We start from the raw sequence: 20938 nt of genomic DNA on the forward strand, positions 1-20938 counted from the left end.
TCGGTGGTCGTGAGGTTGGTTCGCCTCAGGTCCCGGATCTCGGCCTGCCGCCCACCAAGGAACTCCTGGGTCTCAGGATCGACGGCGTACAGGACGACACTTGCCAGCCCCCTGGTCAGGAGTGAGCTTCCCCCCGTAGTACGGCCACAGAGGCTCCGTCTGTCAGTCGAGGTTGTTCTGCTGGCGGACGAGGTTGGCGATCGCCAGGATCTTCGGCCGGCCGGTGGCCTTGAAGGAGAGGCCGTGGCGGAAGATCTCGGGGATCCAGTATTGGTCCTCCTCGCGGAAGACGACTCCGTTGGCCGCGAGGAGTTCCAGGCTCTGGCTGGACAGTTCGACCGTCTCGGGGCTGAAGGGGATCCTCTTCTTCTCCCAGGTGAGGCCGTCGAGGTGTTTGAGCAGCTCGCCCACTTGGGGGCTCTCCTCGGTGATGGCGCGGATCTTCACCAGGCTGCACTGGACGAGCGCCTTCCGCATCGCCGCCGGGGCGAGCAGACGGGTCGGCCAGCGGCTGTCCTCCACCGAGAAGGCGGCCGACTCCTTGATGAAGATCACGATGTCGCGTGCCTGGATCTGCTCGGTGAAGTCGGAGAGCGCCGCCAGGAACCACCCGTCCGAGCGGGCCTCGCGTGACTTGGGAGAGCCCATCTTCTCTCCCCAGAGCGGGTGGAGCATCGCGCTGAGACCCTGAGGTTTCACCGCGGCCACCTCCTCGGGGGTGAGGCCCTGAAGAGCTCCGGAACGCTGCGCCACCCATAGGGCCAGCCGCAGTGCCTCGGAATGGTTCCACTTGAGCTCGTAGTCTCTGTACCGGGCGAAGAAGTGCTCGTAGTTCTGCCGGATGGCCGACTGGACGAGATCGCGCCGGACGAAGATCACCAGACCGAGCGGTCTGCCCCGAAGGCTGCGCAGCCAGTCGAGACAGTCGATGAGCAGGACGCGGAGCGCCTGCCGCTGGACGTCGCTGTCGAGGAGATCCTGAAGAAGATCCTCAAGCCCGTCGAACAGGAAGATCCTGGTGTTCGCGGAGCCGAAGTCGACCAGTTTCTCCTCGACGTCGTCGGGGGAGGCATCGATCCCCACGGCCCGGGCCATGCAGGTCAGCCAGATCCGCCGCCACTGCACGTTGGTCAGCTTCGAACGCAGCGCGCCGTCGATCAGATCGAGCAGTTCGAGCTGGGGTGCGGGCTCGGCCTCCGGGGAGACGGCAGCATCCCGCTGGATCTTGTTGATCCGCTCACGTGCGGAGTCGCTGAGGTTCTTGGAGACCAGCACCGGCGTGAGGAGGGCGTCCAGGGTCACGCTCTCGACGCCGACGTCCTGGGCGTACTCGCGCCAGGTCTTCCGGAAGCACATCTGGAGCTGGGTGAAGGTCTTCCCCGACCCTTTGGCTCCGGTGACCGCACACAGCGGCGGCTCGGTCCGGTGGGAGGCGAGCATGTTCCGCAGGGACTCGGTCGGCAGGAAGTCCGTGTCGTCCGCCGTCTCGGCGTACGCCAGCCGACCCGCGAAATCGCTCAGGATCCCGCGCCGGTAGGCGAGGTCATCGGGTTCCGTCAAAGGCACCGCGCCCATGAGGGGCGCTCCCTCGCTGAGACTCATCTCCTCCCGGGGTGTCAGCCCTTCGACGAGCGGTGCGAGCGTCTGCGCGAGCTGCTGGCGGCGGACCACGTCGACGACGGCCTCCCAGGAGGCGGGCAACGCCAGCAGCCGATCCTGGAACACGCTGAAGATGGGCTCCAGCGTGACGTCACGGTCGACGGTCCGGTCCTCGTCCTCCGGGGCGGTCTGTTCGAGTGTCCCGGAGATCGCGTCACGGAGCATGGTCGCGGCCGAGGTCGCCAGCTCCCGGTGGCCCTCCTGCCGGAACTGGGTGATGACGGCCACGCTCGCCGGGTCGTCGGCCCGCGTCGGCGCGCGCCGGCCGAGCTCCTGGATGGTGCGGACGGTGCCGTACAACGCCTGGTCGCTGACGGTGGTGACGAAGATCCGCTGGACGCGCGGGTCGAGCAGTACGGGAGCCGCGAGCTCGCTGCTTCCCGCACGCAGGTCGATCAGGACCGTCCGGGCGCCGAGCCGGTCGGCGAGCTCGGCGAGGGATTCGGTCAGGTAGTAGATCGAGCGATCCGGGGTCAGCAGGTCGGTGGGTTCGAGCCGGGGCGGGGCGATGTCCCGCAGCGAGCGCCGAGTGGGCATGACGACCACGTTGCCGATCATCTGGTTCGGCAGGTAGGCCGCGCCCAGCGTCACCGCGTCGCCGGGGCGGCCGTCCTCGGAGGAGTGGAGCAGCGCCAGGAAGTCCTCGTAGCCGAAGTCGACACGCCTGCCGTGCGCGCCGAACATCCAGGTGATCCCCGGGGCCTCCAAGTCGGCGTCGACCAGCAGCACCCGATCGCCGCGCTGGGCGACGGCGTCGGCGAGAGCCACCCCGTGAAGAGTCCGCCCCACCCCGCCCTTGAAGGAGTGCAGCGCCGCGATCCGCACGTTGCCGGGGAACGGGGCCTCCGGCCGGGGGAGCGGCTCACCGAGGCTGCGGACGATGCGCCGCTCCCGCCACCGGGGTTCCCGCCGGGGCGTTTCGAACTCCTGCTGACGCACCGAGATCGGGAGCAGCCTGGCGGAAGGGTGACCGGGGACGTCGTCGAGCCGGAGAACGTTCTCACCCTCATGGGACATCGTCGAGCCGACCCCGAACACGTCACCCAGCCACGACAGGGCCTCCTGCGGCAGCGCGTGCGGAGCGATCGTCACATCGAGGCCGTCCCAGAAGGCGTCGCACTCGTGGAGCCAGTCCGGCCACTGGCCGTCGGCCGCCAGGGCCGCGAGATGGGCGTCCACATCGACCCAGGTGTAGATGTGCTCGGGGGTCCTGATCTCCTGCTCCAGCATGATCACACTCTCAATCCTGGTGGAGGTCTCCGGAGGTCATCCGTTCCCCCGGCTGCTTCCGGCCGGCTCGGGAGCCACTCACCCATTCAGCGCAAGCTCGCCCAGCCGTACCAACGTGGCCCCTGCCATACGGCAAGCAGATCTCATGTCAGGTCATCCGGGCTGAGCAGCCCGAGGCGGAGAGCCGCACGTTCGTAGACGTCCATCTGGGCACGAGGGCCCACGGCGAGGATCTGGATGACCGGAAGCATGCCAGCTCGGTGAGCAGGTAGTTCGCGGTAGACGATGCGCCATCGTGCGAGCTTGGGGATTTCGTCGAAGTAGAGACGGCGGCACCCGGTGAGGTCCGGCTCGGCCGTGCCGATGAGTTCCCTGCCGCGCTCGTCGCCGTACATGAGGTTTTGGATCCGAAGGACTGCGATCTTGCGGAGGCGGTGCGTCGGAAGATTCTTGAGGTCGTCGTGGACCTCGGGCCTCAGACGGGCCTCGAAGATACGTTCACGGGGAGACATGGCCGAAGAGTAGTCGGATGACTACTCTCGGGAGGTGTTATCGCGATATCGCGTTATGCGGCCGACTCGTGTCCGCCCGAAGGGCCAGTGCCACGCTCCTTGATCTCTATTCCGAGAGAGTCGGCGACTTCCTCCAGTGTGAGATCGGGGCTGGCCGCCGAGTTGGCGAGTCGTTCCCGGACGAGGGGGGCGAGTTGGATTTCATCGATGAGGTCGGCGAGTCGCTCATAGAGCTCGAAGCTGATGAGAACGGCCTCGGGCTTGTAGCGGCGGCCGATGACGACCGGCTCGGCGTGAAGTCCCTGCTCCCCGATGCGGGCGATGGTCTCGCTCAACTGGGCGCGAGCCGAGGAGATCGGTTCAACGTGCACGAATTTCGTCATGCTGTGAAGATAGCATTACACACAGCTACTTGTACAACTAGTTGTACAAGTAGCTGTCGCGCTTAGGAGAGACCGTCGAAGCCGCCGGCCTTGATTCCTCCGATGAAGTTCGCCCACTCGCCGCGGCCGAAGAGAAGGGTGCCGCCGTCGCGGTCCTTGGTGTCGCGTACGGCGACAGCGTCGTTGACGAAGGCCACCTCAACGCAGCTCGGGCCGTCACCGCTGAGGCTGCTCTTGCGCCAGCGCGCGCTGGAGAGGTCGAGCTCCTGCATCCTGCTTCCTTCCGCTAGTGATCTTCGCGTAGGGATGCGAGTAGCGCGGCGGTGTCGGTGGGGCTGAGCGCTATCGCGCGAAGATGCTCACAAATATCGTTATACAGCTGAATTTCGCCTTCTTTCTCAAGAAATAGATCACTCGCCATACTGTCGATGTAGATCACGTCGGGATCGTCCAGAGGGAACTTCAAGACGATGAAGCTGCCAGGCATCCCCGGGTGGGCTCCGGCTGGGAACGGGATCACCTGAACGGTGATGTGCGGACGTTGAGCCTGCCGAATGAGGTGGTCAAGCTGGGCGCGCATGACCACCTCGCCACCGACTATCCGGCACAGGGCGGCCTGGTCGATGATCGCCCATAGCCGCAACGGCGTCTCGTTCTCCAACAAGGCTTGGCGCTGCATCCTGGCGGTGACGAAGTTCTCGACCTCTGCCTCGGGAGCGGTCGGCAGCACACCCCGAATCACCGCCCGTGCGTAGTCCTCGGTTTGCAGCAGCCCCGGGATGAACAGTGAATCGTAGTTGATGGCCTGCTGGGCCTCGGCCTCCAGGCTGATGAGGGCGGTGTACTGGTCGGGGAGGTCGGCCTCGAAGCTGTGCAGCCAGCCGCGCTGCTTGGCCTCCTTCTGGAGGACTATCAGGTTGTCGTGTTCCTCCCCTGTGGCGCCGTAGGCGTCGAGCAGGGCGATGAGGGTGCGCAACTGGGGCTTGGTCTTGGCCGTCTCGATCCGGTAGAGCGTGACGTTGTTGACGTTGGTCTTCTCCGCGACGTCGTCCTGGGACAGACCGGCTTTCTGCCGGAGACGGCGCAGTTCGGCTGCCAGGCGTCGCAGGCGCACCGTAGGGGGCTGCCGCATGCTCTGAGAGTCAAGCTTTTCGGATCGGGCGCCTTCCGGATGGCGAAACGCATGATTTCCCCAGTCGGCAGGGCGGACGATCTTCCCTCCCGACGCGGCCCACCCCTGTCGGGTGTCCGCCCGGCGCAAGCGGTACGACCCCCGGCAGCCCCCTGCCGCTCCCCGGTCGTGCCTTCCGTAGGACCGGCACCGTGCCCCCGCCGCCCCCGTGCGGGGAGAGCAGCCGCCCCCGTCTGCGAACGGTGCCGGTCCTATGCCCTGACACCTGACGCGCCGACCAGGAGCGGGTGAACGATGATCGACGTCACCACCGGAAAGCACCACCTGGAGCTCTCCGTCTTCCCGGCCTCGCCCTACTACGCCCGCGTGCACGTCCAGCGCGTACTAGGTCCTGTTCGAAGTCTGGATCATCCTCGTCTGGTGATGCTGCCCAGCCATAGCATCGTGCCGCACAGACGGAGTCCCGCCAGGTAGCTGTCCGGGGTCTTGTCGTAGCGGGTGGCGATACCGCGCCAGTTCCGCAGCCGGTTGATGCAGCGCTCCACCGTGTTGCGCTCCTTGTACAGCTCGGCGTCGTGGCTGACCGAGCGGCCGCCCTTCGAGCCTCGCTTCTTGCGGTTGGCCGCCTGGTCCGCTTTCTCCGGGATCACCGCCTGGATTCTGCGTCGCCGCAGGTAGTTGCGGTTGCGCCGGGAGGAGTACGCCTTGTCGGCAGCGACCGCTGCTGGACGGGTGCGGGACCGCCACATCGCCCCGTTGAACTGTTTTCGCAGGTCGGGGATGGGGCCGAAGGCTCTCAGGGGAAGGTGGGGCTCGACCAGGGCCCACTGCTCGTCGGTGAGATCGCCCCGCGCCATGCCTGATGGCTTATCAAGAACGCCCCGTGCCGCGCAGGCGATCCACCGAACTCGTGATCACGACCCAGAACAGGACCTAGAGAAGACGGCCCCGTCAGCCCGCGGTCTTCCCGCTGCAGAACACCTGCTTGACGAGCTTGTCCAGCGCCTTCGGGAACACCTGCGCTTGGTCGACTGCGGCGTCCCCGGTGGTGATCGAGGCGGTCAGGGTCTTCTTGCCGTCGGGCGTGCTGTACATCAGCGCCGCGTAGCCCCCGGGGGCGCTGCCGTTGTGGTTGAGGATGGTGCCGACGCAGTCCGGGCCGGTGTCCTGCACGTATGTCCCGAGGCCGTAGCGGCCGTAGATGCCGCCGCTCTTGGGGTGCGGCTTGCGCATCTCGGCCAGCAGCGGGGCCGGCACGAGCTTGCCGCCCTGCAGCGCGGAGAAGAACGTGTGGAGATCCTCGGTGGTCGAGATCATGCCACCGGCGGCGCCCAGTATGGAGGGGTTCTGGCGGGTGACGTTGACTACCTTCCACTGGCCGGCGTCCTCATACCGGTAGTAGCCGTAGGCGTGCGGCCCGACGATGTCCGTCCGGGTGCCCGGCACCTCGGTGCCCGACAGCCCGAGCGGCCGCAGGATCCGCTGCTTCATCTCCTCGGCATAGGAGTGGCCGGTGACCTTCTCGATCAGCAGCGCGGCCAGCACGTAGTTGGTGTTGGCGTAGCTCCAGCCCGTCCCCGGCTCGAACTTAGCTGGCTTGGACAATGCCAGCCGCACCAGCTCCTCCGGCCGGTAGGACTTGAACCGGTTGTCCACCCATTCCTTGCCCGCGCCGGGGACCCCCGGCACGTACGTCCCGTCGTCGTAGAACTCGCCGGTGTAGTTGAACAGCCCGCTGGTGTGCTGCAGCAGCATCCGCACCGTGATCCGCCGATCCAGCTTGTACTGGGGCAGGTAGTCGGCCACCCGGGCGTCCAGCCCGATCTTGTGCTTCGCCACCAGTTGAAGCACCAGGGTCGCGGTGAAGGTCTTGGCGACGCTACCCGTCCAGAACCGCCCGTTCGTCGGCGGCTTCGCGGCCGCGCCCAGCTTGCGCACCCCCGCGCTGCCGACCCATTCGCCCCGCTCATCGTGCACGCGCAGCTGCATCCCGGCGGCGAGACCGGAATCGACCCACTCCTGGATGGCCTTCTGCAGCTCCGGGCGACCCTGCCCGGCAGCGGCCTTCGGCACGGCCCCGCTGGCCGCGGTGCTGGCCGGGGTGGCCGCCGCAGGTGTGGCCGCCCCGGCCACCAGGGCGGCCGCCAGCGCCGCGACCGCCACGCGGCGGGAGACCCGCGGTGTTCGGGCCCTGGTGTTCTTGGCAATGGGGAGGGATTCACTCATGGTTGTTCCTCGCTTCGCGACAGTACGTGTTTGGAGCAACTCGAAAGCTATGTTGCATTCGAAATTCCGTCAATCCATCGAAACGCTTCTGCCCAGGTAAATAGCGGCAAATTGATGCAATGACGCTGGACTCGAATGCAATGACGAGTTGCAATGGGTGACAGCGAAGGCAATACTGGCGGCATGCCAGGAGGACGATTGACCCAGCAGGAACGCGAGCGCATCGCGGCCGGACTCGCCGACGGGCTCTCCTACGCCGAGATCGCCAGGCGACTCGACCGGCCGACCTCGACGATCACCCGGGAGATCGGACGCAACGGCGGCCCCAGCGGCTACCGGCCCCAGCAGGCGCACCAGGCGACGACCCAGCGGGCGCGGCGCGGCATACCGGCACCCCCGCGCGCGGCCGGATCGCTGGGCGGCACGATGACAGAGGAACTCATCGAGGTAGTGGTCAGGTCGGGGCTGCCGAGGATGACCGCGCGCGTGCACCTCGACCTGCTACTGTCCGAGGCCGGCAGGCGCACCGCGGCCGAGCTGGCCCAGAGACTGAAGATCAGCCCGGCCTCCGTCTCCGTAGCCGTGAACTACCTGGTCGAGCAGGGGTTCATTCGGCGCGAGCGCGATCCGCAGCGGCGTCGCGACATCTACGTGGTCGACGACGAGGCCTGGTACAACTCGATCGTGACCGGCAGGCGGCAGACACTCGAGACGGTGCAGGCCACGATGGCGGCAGTTGAGACGTTCGGGCTCGACAGCCCGGTGGGACAACGGCTGGCCAAGGCAGGGGCGTTCCTGGAGCGGGTCAGCCTGGACATGATCGAGTCGGCCGACCGCTGGCGCGCCCTCCTGACATGATGGGTCTCAGCCGAGTCATGGTGAGGTATCCGGGGGAGAAGAGAGTGCCTGCTCGCCGTCTAGGTCAGGTGACCCGCGCTGCGTCTTGTGCGGCGAGGACCGCCTGAACGGCCCGCGCGGCTTGGGCGGCGATGCCCGGAATGCTTGAGGTGATGAACGGGCCGCCTCCGGCGAGGTCTCCGACCACGTGCAGGCGTGGGTCAGCCGGGACCAGACCACCGGACGGGTGAAGCGTGGCCGAGCCGTCTGCCAGCAAGGATTCGACCAGTTTCTCGGCCGCGCGGGGTATCGCTTGCGGCTGCGGATTGATGGCGTTGATGACGACGCCGACCGTGCGTTCGCCGTCGTCGCAGTGCACGTGGAACAGCCCGTTCGCCGCCTCGATCTTGCGGATGCCCGGGGCGACGGTGAGTTGCCCGGAGTCGAACAGCCGCATCATGGCGGACGCGTTCACCGGGACCATCGGCGAGGCGATGCTGGATGCCACGCGGAAATGACGCCGCAGCCGTATGCGGTCGGCCTCGGGCAGCAGCCGCCACGCGTACGGACCTACGCTGTGCGCCGTCTCCTGCAGGAACCGGCGGCCGATCCTTGGGCCGGCCGTGGCGGCCAGTTGCGCCCGCAACCGCCGGACCGGCTCCTCGGTCTCGGTCGCCAGCAGTTCGGCCACGAATTCCTCGAAGTCCTCCCCCGCCTCCGCCAGTTCGGCGCGCAGCAGCCCGATGAGGTCGTCGAGTGTGACGACACCGTGTTCCCGGTACAGCGCCGCCACCCGTTCGGCGGTCACGTGTTGCGGCCGGTGGCCGACCGGGCGCTGCCAGACGTGGGGCAGCACACCGCTGCGCGACAACAACGTGATCTGCCCGGTGTGCCCCCGTGCGGCGAGCGACACGACGACGTCGACCGCAGTCAGGCCGCTCCCGATAACCGCGATGTCGCTGCCGGGCGGGACCCGATCGAGCGTGCGTACCAGCGGGTACGGATCGCCCACGAAACCGGAGGATCGACCGAGACCGTAGTGGTCTTGGGGCGTCCCCCCGCCCACGCACAGGGCCACGTGGTCGGCATCATGCCCACGTCCGTCCTCGGTGCGAAGCACCAGGCGGGCCCCGGATCGGGCTACCCCGGTGACGCGGGCGGCGACGATGTGCACGCGCCAGCCGTCCTCGCGCAGAGTGGCCAACGCTGTCTCGGCGGTGTGCGCCAGGTACTGGCCGTAGAGCGCGCGCGGAACCAACGGCTGCCCCAGCAGTTCGTCCAGACGGGCAGCGCCACGCGCGCCCAGCCAGGCCGCGTAGTGCCCGAAGTCCTGGTGGCGGATCGACATGAGGGCGGGTGGTGAGTTGACCAGCACCGTGTCCAGGTCCGGGCCGTACGGGCGGCCTCGCCACAGGTGCGGGGACGGCTCGAATATCGTGATCTCGCCGGGCCTGCTGGCGGTGGCCGCCAGCGCGTCCAGCAGGCCGACCGCGGCCGCGCCTGCTCCAACGATTGCGATGTCCATGTTTTCCTTCGTCTTCCAGGTCGCCACCGGAAAGGGTCCAGGGCCTTTCTGAGCCTGACCGCCGCCAGAGCCGAGCCCCATCCCCCGCGTGCGGGTGATCGGCCGGGAATGACCCCCTCAAACGAGGGGTTGGCACAGGAGAGGAGACCGGGCAGGCTGACCGGCATCCAGACCGCAGGAGGGATCTCGATGATCGACCCGCGTCGCCGCGCCGAGGTGATGTCAGGTGCGGAGCGGGTCACCGACGCACTCGAACTCTTCAGCCGGACGTCCGCCAAGCTGCGGCGGCTCATGCCGTTCGACTCGGCCGTGTGGGCGGCCACCGACCCGGAGACCGGCCTCATTACCGCGCCGATGCTGGTGGAGAACCTCGGCTCCGGCGAAGGCTGCGCCGACTACTGGGAGAACGAGCTCCTGGAGGAGAACGTCGTCCCGTTCCGGGACCTCGCCCGCGCCGCCGTCCCGGCGGCCGGCCTGCGCGCGGCCACCGGCGACCTGCCCGAACGCAGCGCGCGCTTCCGACGGCTGCTCGGGCACCAGGGCGTGGACGACGAGCTACGGGCCGTGCTGCGGGTCGGCGACCGGCCATGGGCGGTGGTGAGCCTTTTCCGTACGGGCAATGGCGCCCCGTTCGGCCCAGACGAGATCGCGTTGCTCGCCGGTCTGTCCGGTCCGCTGGCCGCGCGGCTGCGCCGGTTCGCCCGCCCGTCCGCGCCTGGCGGCGGAGCCGACGCGCCCACGCCCGGACTGATGCTCTTCGATCCCTCCGGCGAGGCGACGTCCGTCAATGAGGAGGCGCGGCATTACCTGTCGCTGCTCCCGGACGGCCCGTCCATCCCCTCCTCGCTGGGCCTGCGGCTGCCCATCTGGATGGTCGCCACAGCGCTGCAGGCGCGGGCGATCGCCGCGGGCCGCGACCGAGGCGGCGCGCGGGTGCGCATCCAAACCGTTGACGGCCGCTGGCTGACCTGCCACGCCTCCTGTCTCAGCGGTCCCGCCGGGCGACCCGGTCCAGTGGCGCTCGTCATCGAACACGCGGCAGCGGCCGACCTGGCGGTCATGATCGCCGAGGCCTACGGCCTGACGCCGCGCGAACTCGAGGTCACCCAGCTCATCGCGCGCGGGCAACCCACCGCCGAGATCGCTGCAACGCTTTTCATCTCCCCGCACACCGTGCGCGACCATCTCAAGGCCGTCTTCGGCAAGGCAGAGGTCGCCAGCCGGGGCGAACTCGTCGCACGGCTGTTCGCCGAGCACTACTGGCCTCTGGTTCCGAAGACAGCCGCAGTTCTCGCCCCCAGCGCATGGGCGCGCTCCTGGGCTACCGATACCTCCCACCAGCGCTAGACCAACCAACCAACTCACGACACCGTGATACGCGATGCCGTCAGTAAGGCGGTCGTCGGTTCTCCGCGTCCCAGGTCTCCCGAGAGTTGGGTAGACCATCACCGGCTTCTCTCTGATCCGGCCGATCAGGCTGGGCGAGGGACTTGCCGTAACGAGATCGAGATGATCATCCGTGATGATCGGCGCATGAAACGCATGAGCGTCGTGCTGGTGGTAGCCGGTCTGCTGAGCGTTGCGATTCCCGGCGGCGCCGTTCACGCGGCCCCCGAATCGAGCTCTCTCGACTCCGTCGTCAGAGCAGTCAAAAAGCAGTTCGTGAAGAAGAGCAGCGTGCGCTTCTCCGTCAAGCGGCGCGGTGGGCCCTCCGAGGTCGCGGAGGTGATCTCGACGTCCGGTGCGTACCGTTTTACGGCTTCAGGTGTGTTCGCCGCCGATACCACGGAGACCTCTCAGTACAAATGGGGGACGGGCCGGTACCGAGTGATCAGCATCGGCCGGGACTGCTATACGCAGAACGTCGTGCGTTCCAAGGACGGCAAGTACATCTCGAAGACACCGTCGGCGGTGGGGAAATGGATCGCGGCGCGGAACCTGAGCGGAGTCATATGGAGAGAGGACCTGGTCAACGGGATCAACCCGGGCTTTCTCAAGCTGGTCGCCTCCCGCGGTGCGACCAGCGCTGACGGCGGAACCTTCGAGGGAGTTACCACGACCCTCCACAGCGGAACCGTGACGGTTCCCGAGTTGGGGGAGAGGCAGACCGGGATGTTCTTCGGGACCGAGGAGGGCCGTGGGGTATGGGGCGGGCGGATCACCTGGAAACTCTGGGTGGGTCCGGACAACCTGCCGAGACGTTTCCACGCCGTCATGAGGTTCACCCGGCCGGAGGGTGGTGACGTCGAGGCCATGACGATGAACATCATCTATCGAGGATGGGGAACCCCCGTCAGGATCACGGCCCCGCCCAAGCACCTCATCACCGACAAATGGTGATCGACGATTCCTGCGGAGAGCCTCGCTCTTACATGTCTGCCGCGAGCGGCACCGGGAGCCGGCCGGCGTCTTCGAGCAGTTGATGCAGGCCGTGAGCGCTGAGGCCGCCGAACTGCACCCACTCCAGCGGGGTGGCGTCGTAATCGTGGTCCTGTAGTGACCGGTCAGCTCCCAGCTTCAAAAGCGCTCGCACCATCGGCAGGTCGCCTGCCCGCGCCGTGCGCCGGCCTTCGGCCCGACGAAAGGCGGGCATGGCCACCAGACGGCTCAGGGTCGCGATCGAGATCGTCGCGACCCGCGTCGCCTGATGGCCGCGTCGCCGTGCCGGGATTCGCCAGGTGCGTCAGGAGGTCAGGACGCCGGTCGACGCGAGTGCGGCGGCTTCGGCGCCTGCCCGGCGGCCGAATACCGAGCCGGCGGCGAGGCCGCTGCCGCCGGGGTAGTTGTGGAAGAACAGCCCGCCCGCCATCTCCCCGGCGGCGAACAGCCCGGGGATCACCTCGTCGGCCTCGTCGATGACGCGACCGGAGGTGTCGATCTTCACGCCTCCGAAGGTGAACGTGATGCCGCAGGTCACGGCGAACGCGAGGTAGGGAGGCTGGTCGAGGGGCTGGGCCCAGTTGCTCTTCGGCAGGGTGAGTCCGGTCGTGCCGAGCCCGTCCTTGACGGCCGGGTTGAACGGGCCGGGGCGGGTGGCCGCGTTGTACTCCTCGACCGTGGCGGTCAGCCCGGCGGCGTCGATGCCGGCCTGCTCGGCGAGCTCGGCGATCGAATCCGCCTGGAAGCGGGAGACGCCGGGCGCTTCGTACTCGGCCACGCGCAGCAGGGGCGCCGTCTTCGCGTCGAAGATCTGGAACGCGAGGGCGCCCGGCTGGCGCAGAATCTCCGCGCCGTACTTGGCGTAGGTGTAGTTGCGGATCTCGGCCCCCTCGTCGAGGAAGCGCCGGCCCGCCGTGTTGACCACGATGCTCAGCGGATATGACTGCTTGGTCAAGCGGTTCGTGAGCTCGAGGTCGCCGCTCTCGGGCGCTTTGGCGTCCCATGCCACGGCGTGGCAGCCACTCCAGTGACCCGCCGGCTGCGCGCCCGCGCGCAGGGCGGCCGTGAGCACGCCGCCGGTGTTGTGCGGGGTGCCGCGCACCTTCGCGAGATCCCAGTTGGGCCCGAGATACTGCGCGCGCATCATCCTGCTGGCCTGAAACCCTCCGGCGGCCAGCACCACGGCGCCCGCCCTGAACTCCGTCGTGCCCGCCGCCACGCCGACGACACGTCCGTCGGGATCGCGCAGGATGCGGTCGACGGCGGTGTCGCAGCGGACCCGTACACCGGCACGTTCGGCCGCCGCCAGGTGCTGCGCCACCAGTCCCTTCCCGCCGTCGACGGTGGCCAGCGGCAGGCCGCCCCAGAACCGGAAGCGGTTTTCCACCTCGTAGGCCTGGCGCTCGTACTGCAGGCGGAAGCGCACTCCGTGGCCGCGCATCCACCGCACGGTGTCCGCGACGCCGTGCACCATCGCGTCGGTCAGTGTGGGATCACACCGTCCGAGCGTCACTCGGCGCATGTCCGCTGCGAAGTCGGCAGGACCGTAGGGATCGATGTCGGTGTACGGCAGGCGTTCGTCGGGGTCGTCGATGACGTCCGCGAGGTCTTCGATGTCCTGGTAGGTGGTGCGGATCGCTCCGGCTGTGAAGTAGGTGTTGCCGCCGATGGTCCCCTCGGGACCCTTTTCGAGCATCAGGACCCGCGCGCCCCGTTCGGCGGCCGCGTGCGCGGCGCAGAACCCTGCGTTGCCTGTGCCGACGACGATCACGTCCGCGTGGAAATCCATGGATGAAGATCCTCCTGGTCTTGGTGGGATGGGTCAGCCGGCAGTCGGATTCGTCCGCGTATGAACTCGTTTGGAGAGGATCCGGATGGCCGTCGCCTTGTGGAAGTGCTGCAGTGCGACGCTCTCCGCCCTGTCGGCGTCGCGTGCGGTGATCGCCGCGAGAATCGCCCGGTGCTCGTCGAGGGCCTGTCTCTGGCGGGCCTCTGAGCTCAGGGTGGTGGAGTTCAGCCGTTCGATCAGGGAGCGCGTCTGCAGCAGGAAACGCCTGAGCGCGGAGTTGCGGGCCGCGTCCCAGACCGCGTCGTGGAAGGCGTGGTTGAGCTCGACGATCTCGGAGACGTCGCCGCCGATGGCCGCTTCGAACCGCTCGGTGAGCTCCTCCATCAGCGCGACGTCAAGATCGGTGCGGGTGGAGGCGGCGAGCCGGGCGGCCAGCGCCTCCAGCGAGTCGCGGACGGTGCACGTATCGGACAGCTCGTCCGCGGAGAGCTCGTTGACGAGCAGTCCGTGCTGCGACGCGCGCAGCAGGCCGTCCGACTGGAGACGGCGCAGCGCCTGCCCCGCAGGCGTGCGGCTCACGTTGGCCCGCGTCGCGATGTCGCCCTCGACCACGCGTATGCCCTCGGGCAGCTCGCCCCGGATGATCGCGTGCCGCAGGTAGTCGTACAGCTCATCGGCAATGGGCCTGTTGCCGGGCAGCGTGATCGCCGACGCGTCGACGGGAGCCTCGAAGGGTTCGTCCATGCATCAGAGAATACATGTGAATACCTTTGTATTCCAAGTGGCTCTTCATCGTTGCTCTCGGACTCGCGCGAGGCGGAAGTCGGGCTATGGATCGAACTGTTTCCGCACGTAGAGAGCCTATGGCGTCGGGAGAAACTCATCCTTGTGAGAAGGAATGCGGTCGAGTACAGTCGAATTCCATGCGAGATAGAACGGTTGTGGATGCTGTCACAGCAGCGCTCGTCGCCGAAGGCACCGAGGTGGTCTTCGCGCTGATGGGTGACGGAAACCTGGACCTGCTCACGAAGGTCTCGATGACCGGGCGGATCAAGCTGGTGCACGCCTGCCATGAGCAGGGCGCGGTCGCGATGGCCGACGGCTACGCCCGTTTCTCCGGGAAACCCGGAGTCGCGAGCGTGACCCACGGTCCTGGTCTGAGCAATACGGCCACGTCGCTGCTGACCGCGGTGGCCGCTCACTCCGCCGTGGTGCTCATCGCCCCCGACACCCCGACCGGAGACCTGAACCATCCGCAGCGGTTCGACCAGCAGTCGTTCATCCGGTCGACGGGCGCCATGTTCCGGCCGCTCCACCGGCCCGACACGGTGCACGCCGACACCGGCGCGGTGTTCCGGCATGCCCGGTTCGGCAAGGGTCCTGCGGTGCTGAACGCCCCTACCGACGTGCTGCTCGCCCCGCTGCCGCCCGACACGGCGCCCTACCAGCCGGCGGCCGAACCACCGGCAGGACCGGCGGCGGACCCCGCGGCCGTCGATGCCGCGGTGGCGGCGCTCACCGCCGCGCGCAGGCCGGTGATCCTCGTCGGCCGTGGCGTGCCGCCCGGGGACGCCGCCGCGCCGGTCGGTGAGCTCGCCGACCTGCTGGGAGCCCCGATCACCACCTCGCTCAAGGCCAAAGGGCTGCTCGCCACCCACCCGCGCAGCCTCGGCGTGGCCGGCGGGCTCGGCGCAGGCCCCGCCTCCCGCGCGCTGGCGGACGCCGACTGCGTTCTCGTGCTGGGCGCCACCGCGAACCCGTGGACGACCGACGGCGGCCTGAACGGCGGCGTGATCGTCCACGTCGATCACGATGCCGAAGCGATGGGCAGGCACTCGCGGGCGGCCGTCGCCGTCGTCGGCGATGCCGCCAAGACCGCAGCCGTCCTGCGCGACCGGTTGACCGCCACCGGTGCGCGCACCGGCTGGACACCTCCCGCCGAGGAGAACGGCCGGACCGGTTCCGCGGCCGACACCTCACCGGTCCACCCGCAGGACGTCGTCGACGCTCTCGACGCGGCGCTGCCCGAGGATCGTCTGCTGGTCGTCGACGCCGGTCACTTCGGCTCATACGCGCAGCAGACGTTGCGCAGCTGGGATCCCCGCCGATACGCCTTCACGCACGACTTCGGCGCGATCGGCCAGGCCCTGGGCGTGAGCATCGGCGCGGCCTTCGCCAGGGAGGGCGAGCGGGTCACGGTGGTGCTCGGCGACGGATGCCTGATGATGAGCCTCAACGAGCTCGCCACCGTGCGGCGTTACGGGCTTCCGCTGACCGTGGTGGTCATGAATGACGGGGGCTACGGCCAGGAGCGTCACAGCCTCAAGGCCAAGGGGCTCCCCGTCACGGAGTCCGAGCATGCGTGGCCGGACATCGCCGACATCGCCCGGGGTTTCGGAATACCCGCCCACTCCATCGGACGCACCGCGGATCTCGCCATCCTGCCGCGGGTGCTGGCCGAGGAGACCGGGCCGGTTCTGTTCGACGTGCACATCGACCCGGACGCCCAGAATCGGGCGTTCGCCGACATAGCCGCTCGGCTGCGAGGGTCCTCGCCGGTTGTTGAAGGAGACGAATGTTGACGCGGATAGATGCAAGTGACGGTGGCCCCGACACCGCAACCCCGACTCCGGCGGAGGCCTCCCGGGTCGCCAAGGCGGCGTTCATCGGGACCACGATCGAGTGGTACGACTTCTACATCTACGCGAGCACCGCGACGCTCGTGTTCGGCACGCAGTTCTTTCCCGCGATGTCCCCGGTCGCGGCGACGCTCGCCTCGTTCGCGACCATCGCGGTGGCCTTCATCGCCAGGCCGATCGGCGGCCTGATCTTCGCCCACTACGGCGACCGGATCGGCCGGAAGACGACGCTGATCGCGTCCCTGATGCTGATGGGCATCAGCACGATGCTCGTGGGCGTGCTGCCGACCTATGCCACCGCCGGTGCGCTGGCTCCAGCCCTGCTCGTCCTGCTCCGCTTCGTGCAGGGTGCCGCGGTGGGCGGCGAATGGGGTGGCGCCATCCTGATGGCCACCGAGTTCGCGCCGCCCGGCAGGAGGGCTCGTCTGTCGAGTTGGGCGCAGCAGGGCGTCACCGCCGGTCTCGCGTTGTCGACGGCCGTCCTGCTGGCCGTGACCCTTCTGGTCCCCAAGGAGACCTACGTGGAGTGGGTCTGGCGGCTGCCCTTCCTGTCCAGTGCCGTACTGATCGTCGTCGGGCTGGTGATGCGGCTGCGCCTCGATGAGTCGCCGGTGTTCCAGGCCGGCAAGAAGACCGGCGACACGGCCGGCACGCGTCTTCCGATCGCGACCCTGCTGCGCGAGTCACGGCGCGTCGTGGTCCTCGCGACCCTCGCGTACGTGACCGTGAGCGCGACCTTCTACGTCGCCTTCGTCTTCCTGCTCTCCCATGCCACGGGGCCGTTGGAGATCAGCCAGGCGGCGGCGCTCACCGCGGTGCTGCTCTCGGCGGGGGCGTACAGCATCGGTCTGCGACTGTCCGCCGGGGTGGCCGACAAGCGCGGCCGTCGGACGGCGCTGCTGATGGGATTCTGCGGGATCCTGGTCGTCGTCTTCCCCTCGATCGCTCTCATCGAGACCGGCTCACCCGTCCTGTTCACCGTCGGTCTCGCGCTCCTGGCCTTTCCCGTGGGCTGTGCCTACGCCCCGATCGGCGTCTACTTCGCGGAGCTGTTCCCCACCGCGACCCGCTACTCGGGCATCACCGCCGCCAACCAGGGCGGATCGCTGCTGGGCGCGGCGGTGGCCCCGTTCATCGCCATCGCGCTGTTCAGCGCGGTCGGCATGTACGCGGTCGGCGCCTACGTGGCGCTGGTCACGATCATCAGTGCCGCCGCGGTGTGGGCCCTCGGTGAGACCCGGCACCTGAACCTTGAGCGGTGAGGAGAACCGTGCTCAGCATCGATACCGCCGTTCGGGCGGCAAGTGAGCTGGACCTCGCCCATGTCCCCGAGCAGACGTTGCGCCGCGCCCGGCTCGTCATCGCCGACACCGTCGCGGTCGCCACCGCCGGGGCCAGGACGGCGGAGATCGCCGCACTGGTGGCCCTCGACCAGCACGACGCGCTGGTAACCCCGGCGGATCGGGCCGGCGCGGGGCACACGGCGACGGTGCTCACGACACCGCGCCTGCGGGCCCATCCGGCGTACGCCGCGTTCCTCAACGCGACCGCGGGCACCAGCCTCGAACTCGACGAGGGCATGCGGCCCACGGGCCATCCCGGAATGCACGTGGTCCCAGCGGCCCTCGCTGTCGCCGAACGTGTGCACGCGCCGGGCGCCGACCTCGTGCGAGCGGTCCTCGCCGGGTATGAGGTCAGCAGCCGGCTCTTCCGCGCGTTCCGCCTGCGGCAGGGCGTCCACCCGCACGGGCACATCGGCGCGGTCGGCGCCGCGGTCGCCGTGGCACTTCTCGACGGGACCGATCCGGTGACAGCGGCCACGATCGCGGCGACCAGTCCGCTGTTGTCCGTGTGGCAGGCCTGCTATGACGGCGCGACGGCGCGCAACGCCTACACCGGATACGCCGCACAGAGCGGGGTGCGAGCCTCCGCCCTGGCCCGCGCCGAGTTCACCGGCTCAGCCGACGCGTTGGAGGTGGCGTTCGGCCAGATAGCGGGCGAGATCGTGGACGGGTCGGTGCTCACCGAGCCGTTGCGCTATGACGACCTCGGCATCTCTCGTAACTACTTCAAGGTCCACAGTGCCTGCGCCCTGTCGCACAGCGCCGTGGAGGCGGCACTGGCCATCACGCCCGTTCGCCCGGAGGAGATCCGCCAGGTGCGGGTCGACACGGTAGCCGTCAACCTGAAGATCGACCGGCAGCCGGCCGCGAACGACCTGTCCGGCCGGTTCTCGCTGCCCTACGCGGTGGCGACGGCGCTCGTCCTCGGCCGCAGCGACGTGGCGGCGTTCCGCTTCCGCCCCGAGGTCGCCGCCGTGGCCGAGAAGGTGCAGGTGAGCGTACTGCCCGAGTTCGAGGCCCAGTGGCCGGAGTCCGCCCCGGCGCGGGTGACCGTGGTGACTGATGACGGCTCCGCGGCCGCGACCGTACAGAATCCGCGCGGTCACCACACGCGCCCCCTCACCGAGGCCGAGCACCAGGAGAAGTTCGCCATGCTCGTCGGCGACCGGCGGACAGCGACGGCATGGTGGGAACGGTTCGACGGGCTGCTCGCGGTCGCCGACTGCGCCGACCTGTTCGAGGAAGGGCCATGACCAGGGCAGTGGTGAGCCTGCTGGCCATGGGCGGCACCATCGCCACCGCACCCACCGCGGGCAGGGCCACCCCGCACCACGGAGCCGCCGATCTCGCGGGCATGCTCGGAGCCCTGCCGGTCGACATCCGGGCGAGCGACGTGCGCACCATCTCCAGCCGGGCCGTCACGCCGGCGGACATGTGGACGCTCGCCGAGGCCGTACGCCGTCAGATCTCCGCCGGCGCCGACGGCGTCGTGATCACACACGGCACGGACACTCTGGAGGAGACGGCCTACGCGCTGGCCCTGCTCGTGGACACCGCCGTTCCCATCGTGGTCACCGGGGCCATGCGTGCCCCGCATCTCCCCGGTGCTGACGGGCCGGCCAACCTCGTCGCCGCCGTCGTCGCGGCGCTCCACAGGCCCCTGGCCCGGTACGGCCCGGTGGTGGTGTTCCAGGACGAGATCCACGTGGCCCGGCTGGTGACCAAACAGCACAGCGCCCGGGTCGCGGCGTTCTCCTCCCCGTCAGCCGGGCCTGTCGGATTCGTGATCGAGAACGAGGTCGAGCTCCTGCTCGGCCCCCCACCGGAGCCCGACCGGCTGACGGCCACGGCTCCGCCGAACGTGAAGGTGGAGCTCGTCACGGCGGTGGCCGGTTCCGACGGGACGCTGGTCGACGCGATCGCCGGCGACGTGGCCGGGCTCGTCGTCGCGGGCACCGGCGCCGGGCATCTCTCCCCGGCGCTGGCCGAAGCGGTCGTGCGTTCGGTGCGGTCGGGCCGGTCCACCGTCCTGACCAGCCGCTGCGGCGACGGCCCGATCCTTCGGCGCACTTACGGCGGCCCCGGATCGGAGACGCACCTGCTCGGCGAAGGAGTGCTCGCAGCACGGACTCTGTCGCCGGCCAAGGCACGGCTCAGACTGCTCTTCGGCCTGTCCGCCGGCCTGTCCGCCGAGGACCTCTTCCCTCCTCGCACCTCACCCACCACGCCCCATGGCGATGAAGGAGCCGACCGTGACCGCATCACGTGACTTCGTCGGATACGGCCAGAACCCGCCGGAGTTCAGCTGGCCGAACGGCGCCCGGCTCGCCGTCAACTTCGTGATCAACTACGAGGAGGGCGCGGAGCGCAACGCGCTCGACGGCGACACCACCCGCGAGACCCTGGTCGAGGCGAAGTACGACGTCCCCGAGGGGGAGCGGGAGCTCTTCGCCGAGTCGACCTTCGAGTACGGCAGCCGCGTCGGCATCTGGCGGATACTCCAGGCGCTGGACGATCACGGCGTCACCCCCACCGTGTTCGCCTCGGCCCTCGCATTGGAGCGGAACGCGCCCGTGACAGAGGCGATCATCAAGCGGGGGTGCGACGTGGTCGGGCACGGCTACCGGTGGATCCCGCACACCGGCATGACCGTCGATGAGGAACGCCGCAACATCGAGAACTGCGTCGCCGTACTGGAGCGTCTCATCCGCCGACCCGTCAAGGGCTGGTTCACCCGGCCGCCGAACACCGTGCACACCCGTTCGTTGCTGGCACAGGCCGGCCTGGCCTACGACGCCGGCTCGGTCAGCGACGACCTGCCGTACTGGGACCAGGTCGACGGGCGGCCGTTCCTCATCGTCCCCTACTCGCTGGACGTCAACGACACCAAGTTCTACAAGGGGCAGTTCTTCACCGCGGACGACTTCGCCCGCTATGCCATCGACTGCTTCGACGTCCTGCTCGCCGAGAGTGCGCGGCATCCACGGATGATGTCGATCGGGCTCCACCCCAGGATCATCGGGAGACCGGCCCGGCTGGCGGGCCTGCTACGGGTGCTCGACCGGATCAGCGCGCGCGACGACATCTGGATCACGGGACGGGACGCCATCGCCGACTTTTGGCAAGAACGTTTTCCCCCTGCCGGGAGCGCAGCCTGAGGGTGTGTCCAGTCAGTGGTGTATCTCGATCTTGACGTCTGGGACGGCCCGGCACCCGCCGGCCGCTGCACGGGAGATCGGGTTGGGCCGAGGTGTCCACACCACCTCGCGCCAACCTCTGAGAAG

18 protein-coding genes and 1 pseudogene are annotated in these 20938 nt (G+C 68.7%); 8 read left to right on the plus strand and 11 right to left on the minus strand.

What is annotated here, in order from left to right; all coding sequences use genetic code 11:
* Positions 1-162: 162 nt before the first annotated feature.
* The 7 genes and pseudogenes from OHA77_RS29325 to OHA77_RS29355 all read right to left on the minus strand — a co-directional run bounded on the left by OHA77_RS29325 (position 163) and on the right by OHA77_RS29355 (position 7142).
* Positions 163-2889 (minus strand): MinD/ParA family protein, encoded by a 2727-nt coding sequence (locus OHA77_RS29325; protein WP_406319891.1) that lies wholly within the window; start codon positions 2887-2889, stop codon positions 163-165.
* 143 nt (positions 2890-3032) lie between these two features.
* Positions 3033-3401, minus strand: coding sequence for a hypothetical protein (locus OHA77_RS29330; protein ID WP_406312622.1), 369 nt, complete (start codon positions 3399-3401; stop codon positions 3033-3035).
* 53 nt (positions 3402-3454) lie between these two features.
* Entirely contained in the window at positions 3455-3784 is a 330-nt protein-coding gene (locus tag OHA77_RS29335; protein WP_406312623.1) for a type II toxin-antitoxin system Phd/YefM family antitoxin, read from the minus strand.
* Positions 3785-3846: 62 nt separating this feature from the next.
* Positions 3847-4056 (minus strand): DUF397 domain-containing protein, encoded by a 210-nt coding sequence (locus OHA77_RS29340; protein ID WP_406312624.1) that lies wholly within the window; start codon positions 4054-4056, stop codon positions 3847-3849.
* Between the two features lie 14 nt (positions 4057-4070).
* Positions 4071-4916 (minus strand): helix-turn-helix domain-containing protein, encoded by an 846-nt coding sequence (locus OHA77_RS29345; protein WP_406312625.1) that lies wholly within the window; start codon positions 4914-4916, stop codon positions 4071-4073.
* Positions 4917-5323: 407 nt separating this feature from the next.
* Positions 5324-5659: pseudogene (locus tag OHA77_RS29350) on the minus strand (transposase); the annotation flags it as partial.
* 208 nt (positions 5660-5867) lie between these two features.
* A complete protein-coding gene (locus OHA77_RS29355; protein ID WP_406312626.1) occupies positions 5868-7142 on the minus strand; it encodes a serine hydrolase domain-containing protein in 1275 nt (424 codons plus the stop codon).
* Between the two features lie 198 nt (positions 7143-7340).
* Here OHA77_RS29355 and OHA77_RS29360 point away from each other — a divergent pair, with 198 nt between their 5' ends.
* Positions 7341-8000 carry a helix-turn-helix domain-containing protein gene (locus OHA77_RS29360; protein WP_406312627.1) on the plus strand — a complete coding sequence of 220 codons (660 nt, stop codon included), beginning with the start codon at positions 7341-7343 and terminating at the stop codon, positions 7998-8000.
* 64 nt (positions 8001-8064) lie between these two features.
* Here OHA77_RS29360 and OHA77_RS29365 read toward each other — a convergent pair whose 3' ends face one another.
* Complete coding sequence (locus tag OHA77_RS29365; RefSeq protein ID WP_406312628.1) at positions 8065-9504, minus strand: FAD/NAD(P)-binding protein; 1440 nt, start codon at positions 9502-9504, stop codon at positions 8065-8067.
* Positions 9505-9693: 189 nt separating this feature from the next.
* On the opposite strand from OHA77_RS29365, the gene OHA77_RS29370 reads away from it, so the two are divergent.
* Positions 9694-10851: a LuxR C-terminal-related transcriptional regulator gene (locus tag OHA77_RS29370; RefSeq protein ID WP_406312629.1), complete on the plus strand. Its 1158-nt coding sequence runs from the start codon at positions 9694-9696 to the stop codon at positions 10849-10851.
* Between the two features lie 24 nt (positions 10852-10875).
* Positions 10876-11844, plus strand: coding sequence for a hypothetical protein (locus tag OHA77_RS29375; protein ID WP_406312630.1), 969 nt, complete (start codon positions 10876-10878; stop codon positions 11842-11844).
* A gap of 28 nt (positions 11845-11872) precedes the next feature.
* On the opposite strand, the gene OHA77_RS29380 is transcribed toward OHA77_RS29375, so the two are convergent.
* The 3 genes from OHA77_RS29380 to OHA77_RS29390 all read right to left on the minus strand — a co-directional run bounded on the left by OHA77_RS29380 (position 11873) and on the right by OHA77_RS29390 (position 14416).
* Positions 11873-12103: a hypothetical protein gene (locus OHA77_RS29380; protein ID WP_406312631.1), complete on the minus strand. Its 231-nt coding sequence runs from the start codon at positions 12101-12103 to the stop codon at positions 11873-11875.
* Between the two features lie 84 nt (positions 12104-12187).
* Positions 12188-13672: an FAD-dependent tricarballylate dehydrogenase TcuA gene (tcuA, locus tag OHA77_RS29385; protein WP_406312632.1), complete on the minus strand. Its 1485-nt coding sequence runs from the start codon at positions 13670-13672 to the stop codon at positions 12188-12190.
* A 33-nt stretch (positions 13673-13705) separates the two neighbouring features.
* Complete coding sequence (locus OHA77_RS29390; RefSeq protein ID WP_406312633.1) at positions 13706-14416, minus strand: GntR family transcriptional regulator; 711 nt, start codon at positions 14414-14416, stop codon at positions 13706-13708.
* A 197-nt stretch (positions 14417-14613) separates the two neighbouring features.
* On the opposite strand from OHA77_RS29390, the gene OHA77_RS29395 reads away from it, so the two are divergent.
* From OHA77_RS29395 to OHA77_RS29415, 5 genes are read left to right on the plus strand one after another with little or no spacing between them, the layout of a single operon-like run.
* On the plus strand, positions 14614-16254 hold the full coding sequence (locus OHA77_RS29395) for a thiamine pyrophosphate-binding protein (RefSeq protein WP_406312634.1): 1641 nt from the start codon (positions 14614-14616) through the stop codon (positions 16252-16254).
* Entirely contained in the window at positions 16248-17573 is a 1326-nt protein-coding gene (locus OHA77_RS29400) for an MFS transporter (protein WP_406312635.1), read from the plus strand. The genes OHA77_RS29395 and OHA77_RS29400 overlap by 7 nt, the downstream gene beginning before the upstream one ends.
* 8 nt (positions 17574-17581) lie before the next feature.
* Positions 17582-18907: an MmgE/PrpD family protein gene (locus tag OHA77_RS29405; RefSeq protein WP_406312636.1), complete on the plus strand. Its 1326-nt coding sequence runs from the start codon at positions 17582-17584 to the stop codon at positions 18905-18907.
* Positions 18904-19923, plus strand: coding sequence for an asparaginase (locus OHA77_RS29410; protein ID WP_406312637.1), 1020 nt, complete (start codon positions 18904-18906; stop codon positions 19921-19923). The genes OHA77_RS29405 and OHA77_RS29410 overlap by 4 nt, the downstream gene beginning before the upstream one ends.
* Positions 19907-20812: a polysaccharide deacetylase family protein gene (locus OHA77_RS29415; protein ID WP_406312638.1), complete on the plus strand. Its 906-nt coding sequence runs from the start codon at positions 19907-19909 to the stop codon at positions 20810-20812. The genes OHA77_RS29410 and OHA77_RS29415 overlap by 17 nt, the downstream gene beginning before the upstream one ends.
* Positions 20813-20938 lie beyond the last annotated feature (126 nt).

The organism is Streptosporangium sp. NBC_01639 (genome assembly GCF_045209755.1).
In the GTDB taxonomy this organism is placed as follows: Bacteria; Actinomycetota; Actinomycetes; order Streptosporangiales; family Streptosporangiaceae; genus Streptosporangium.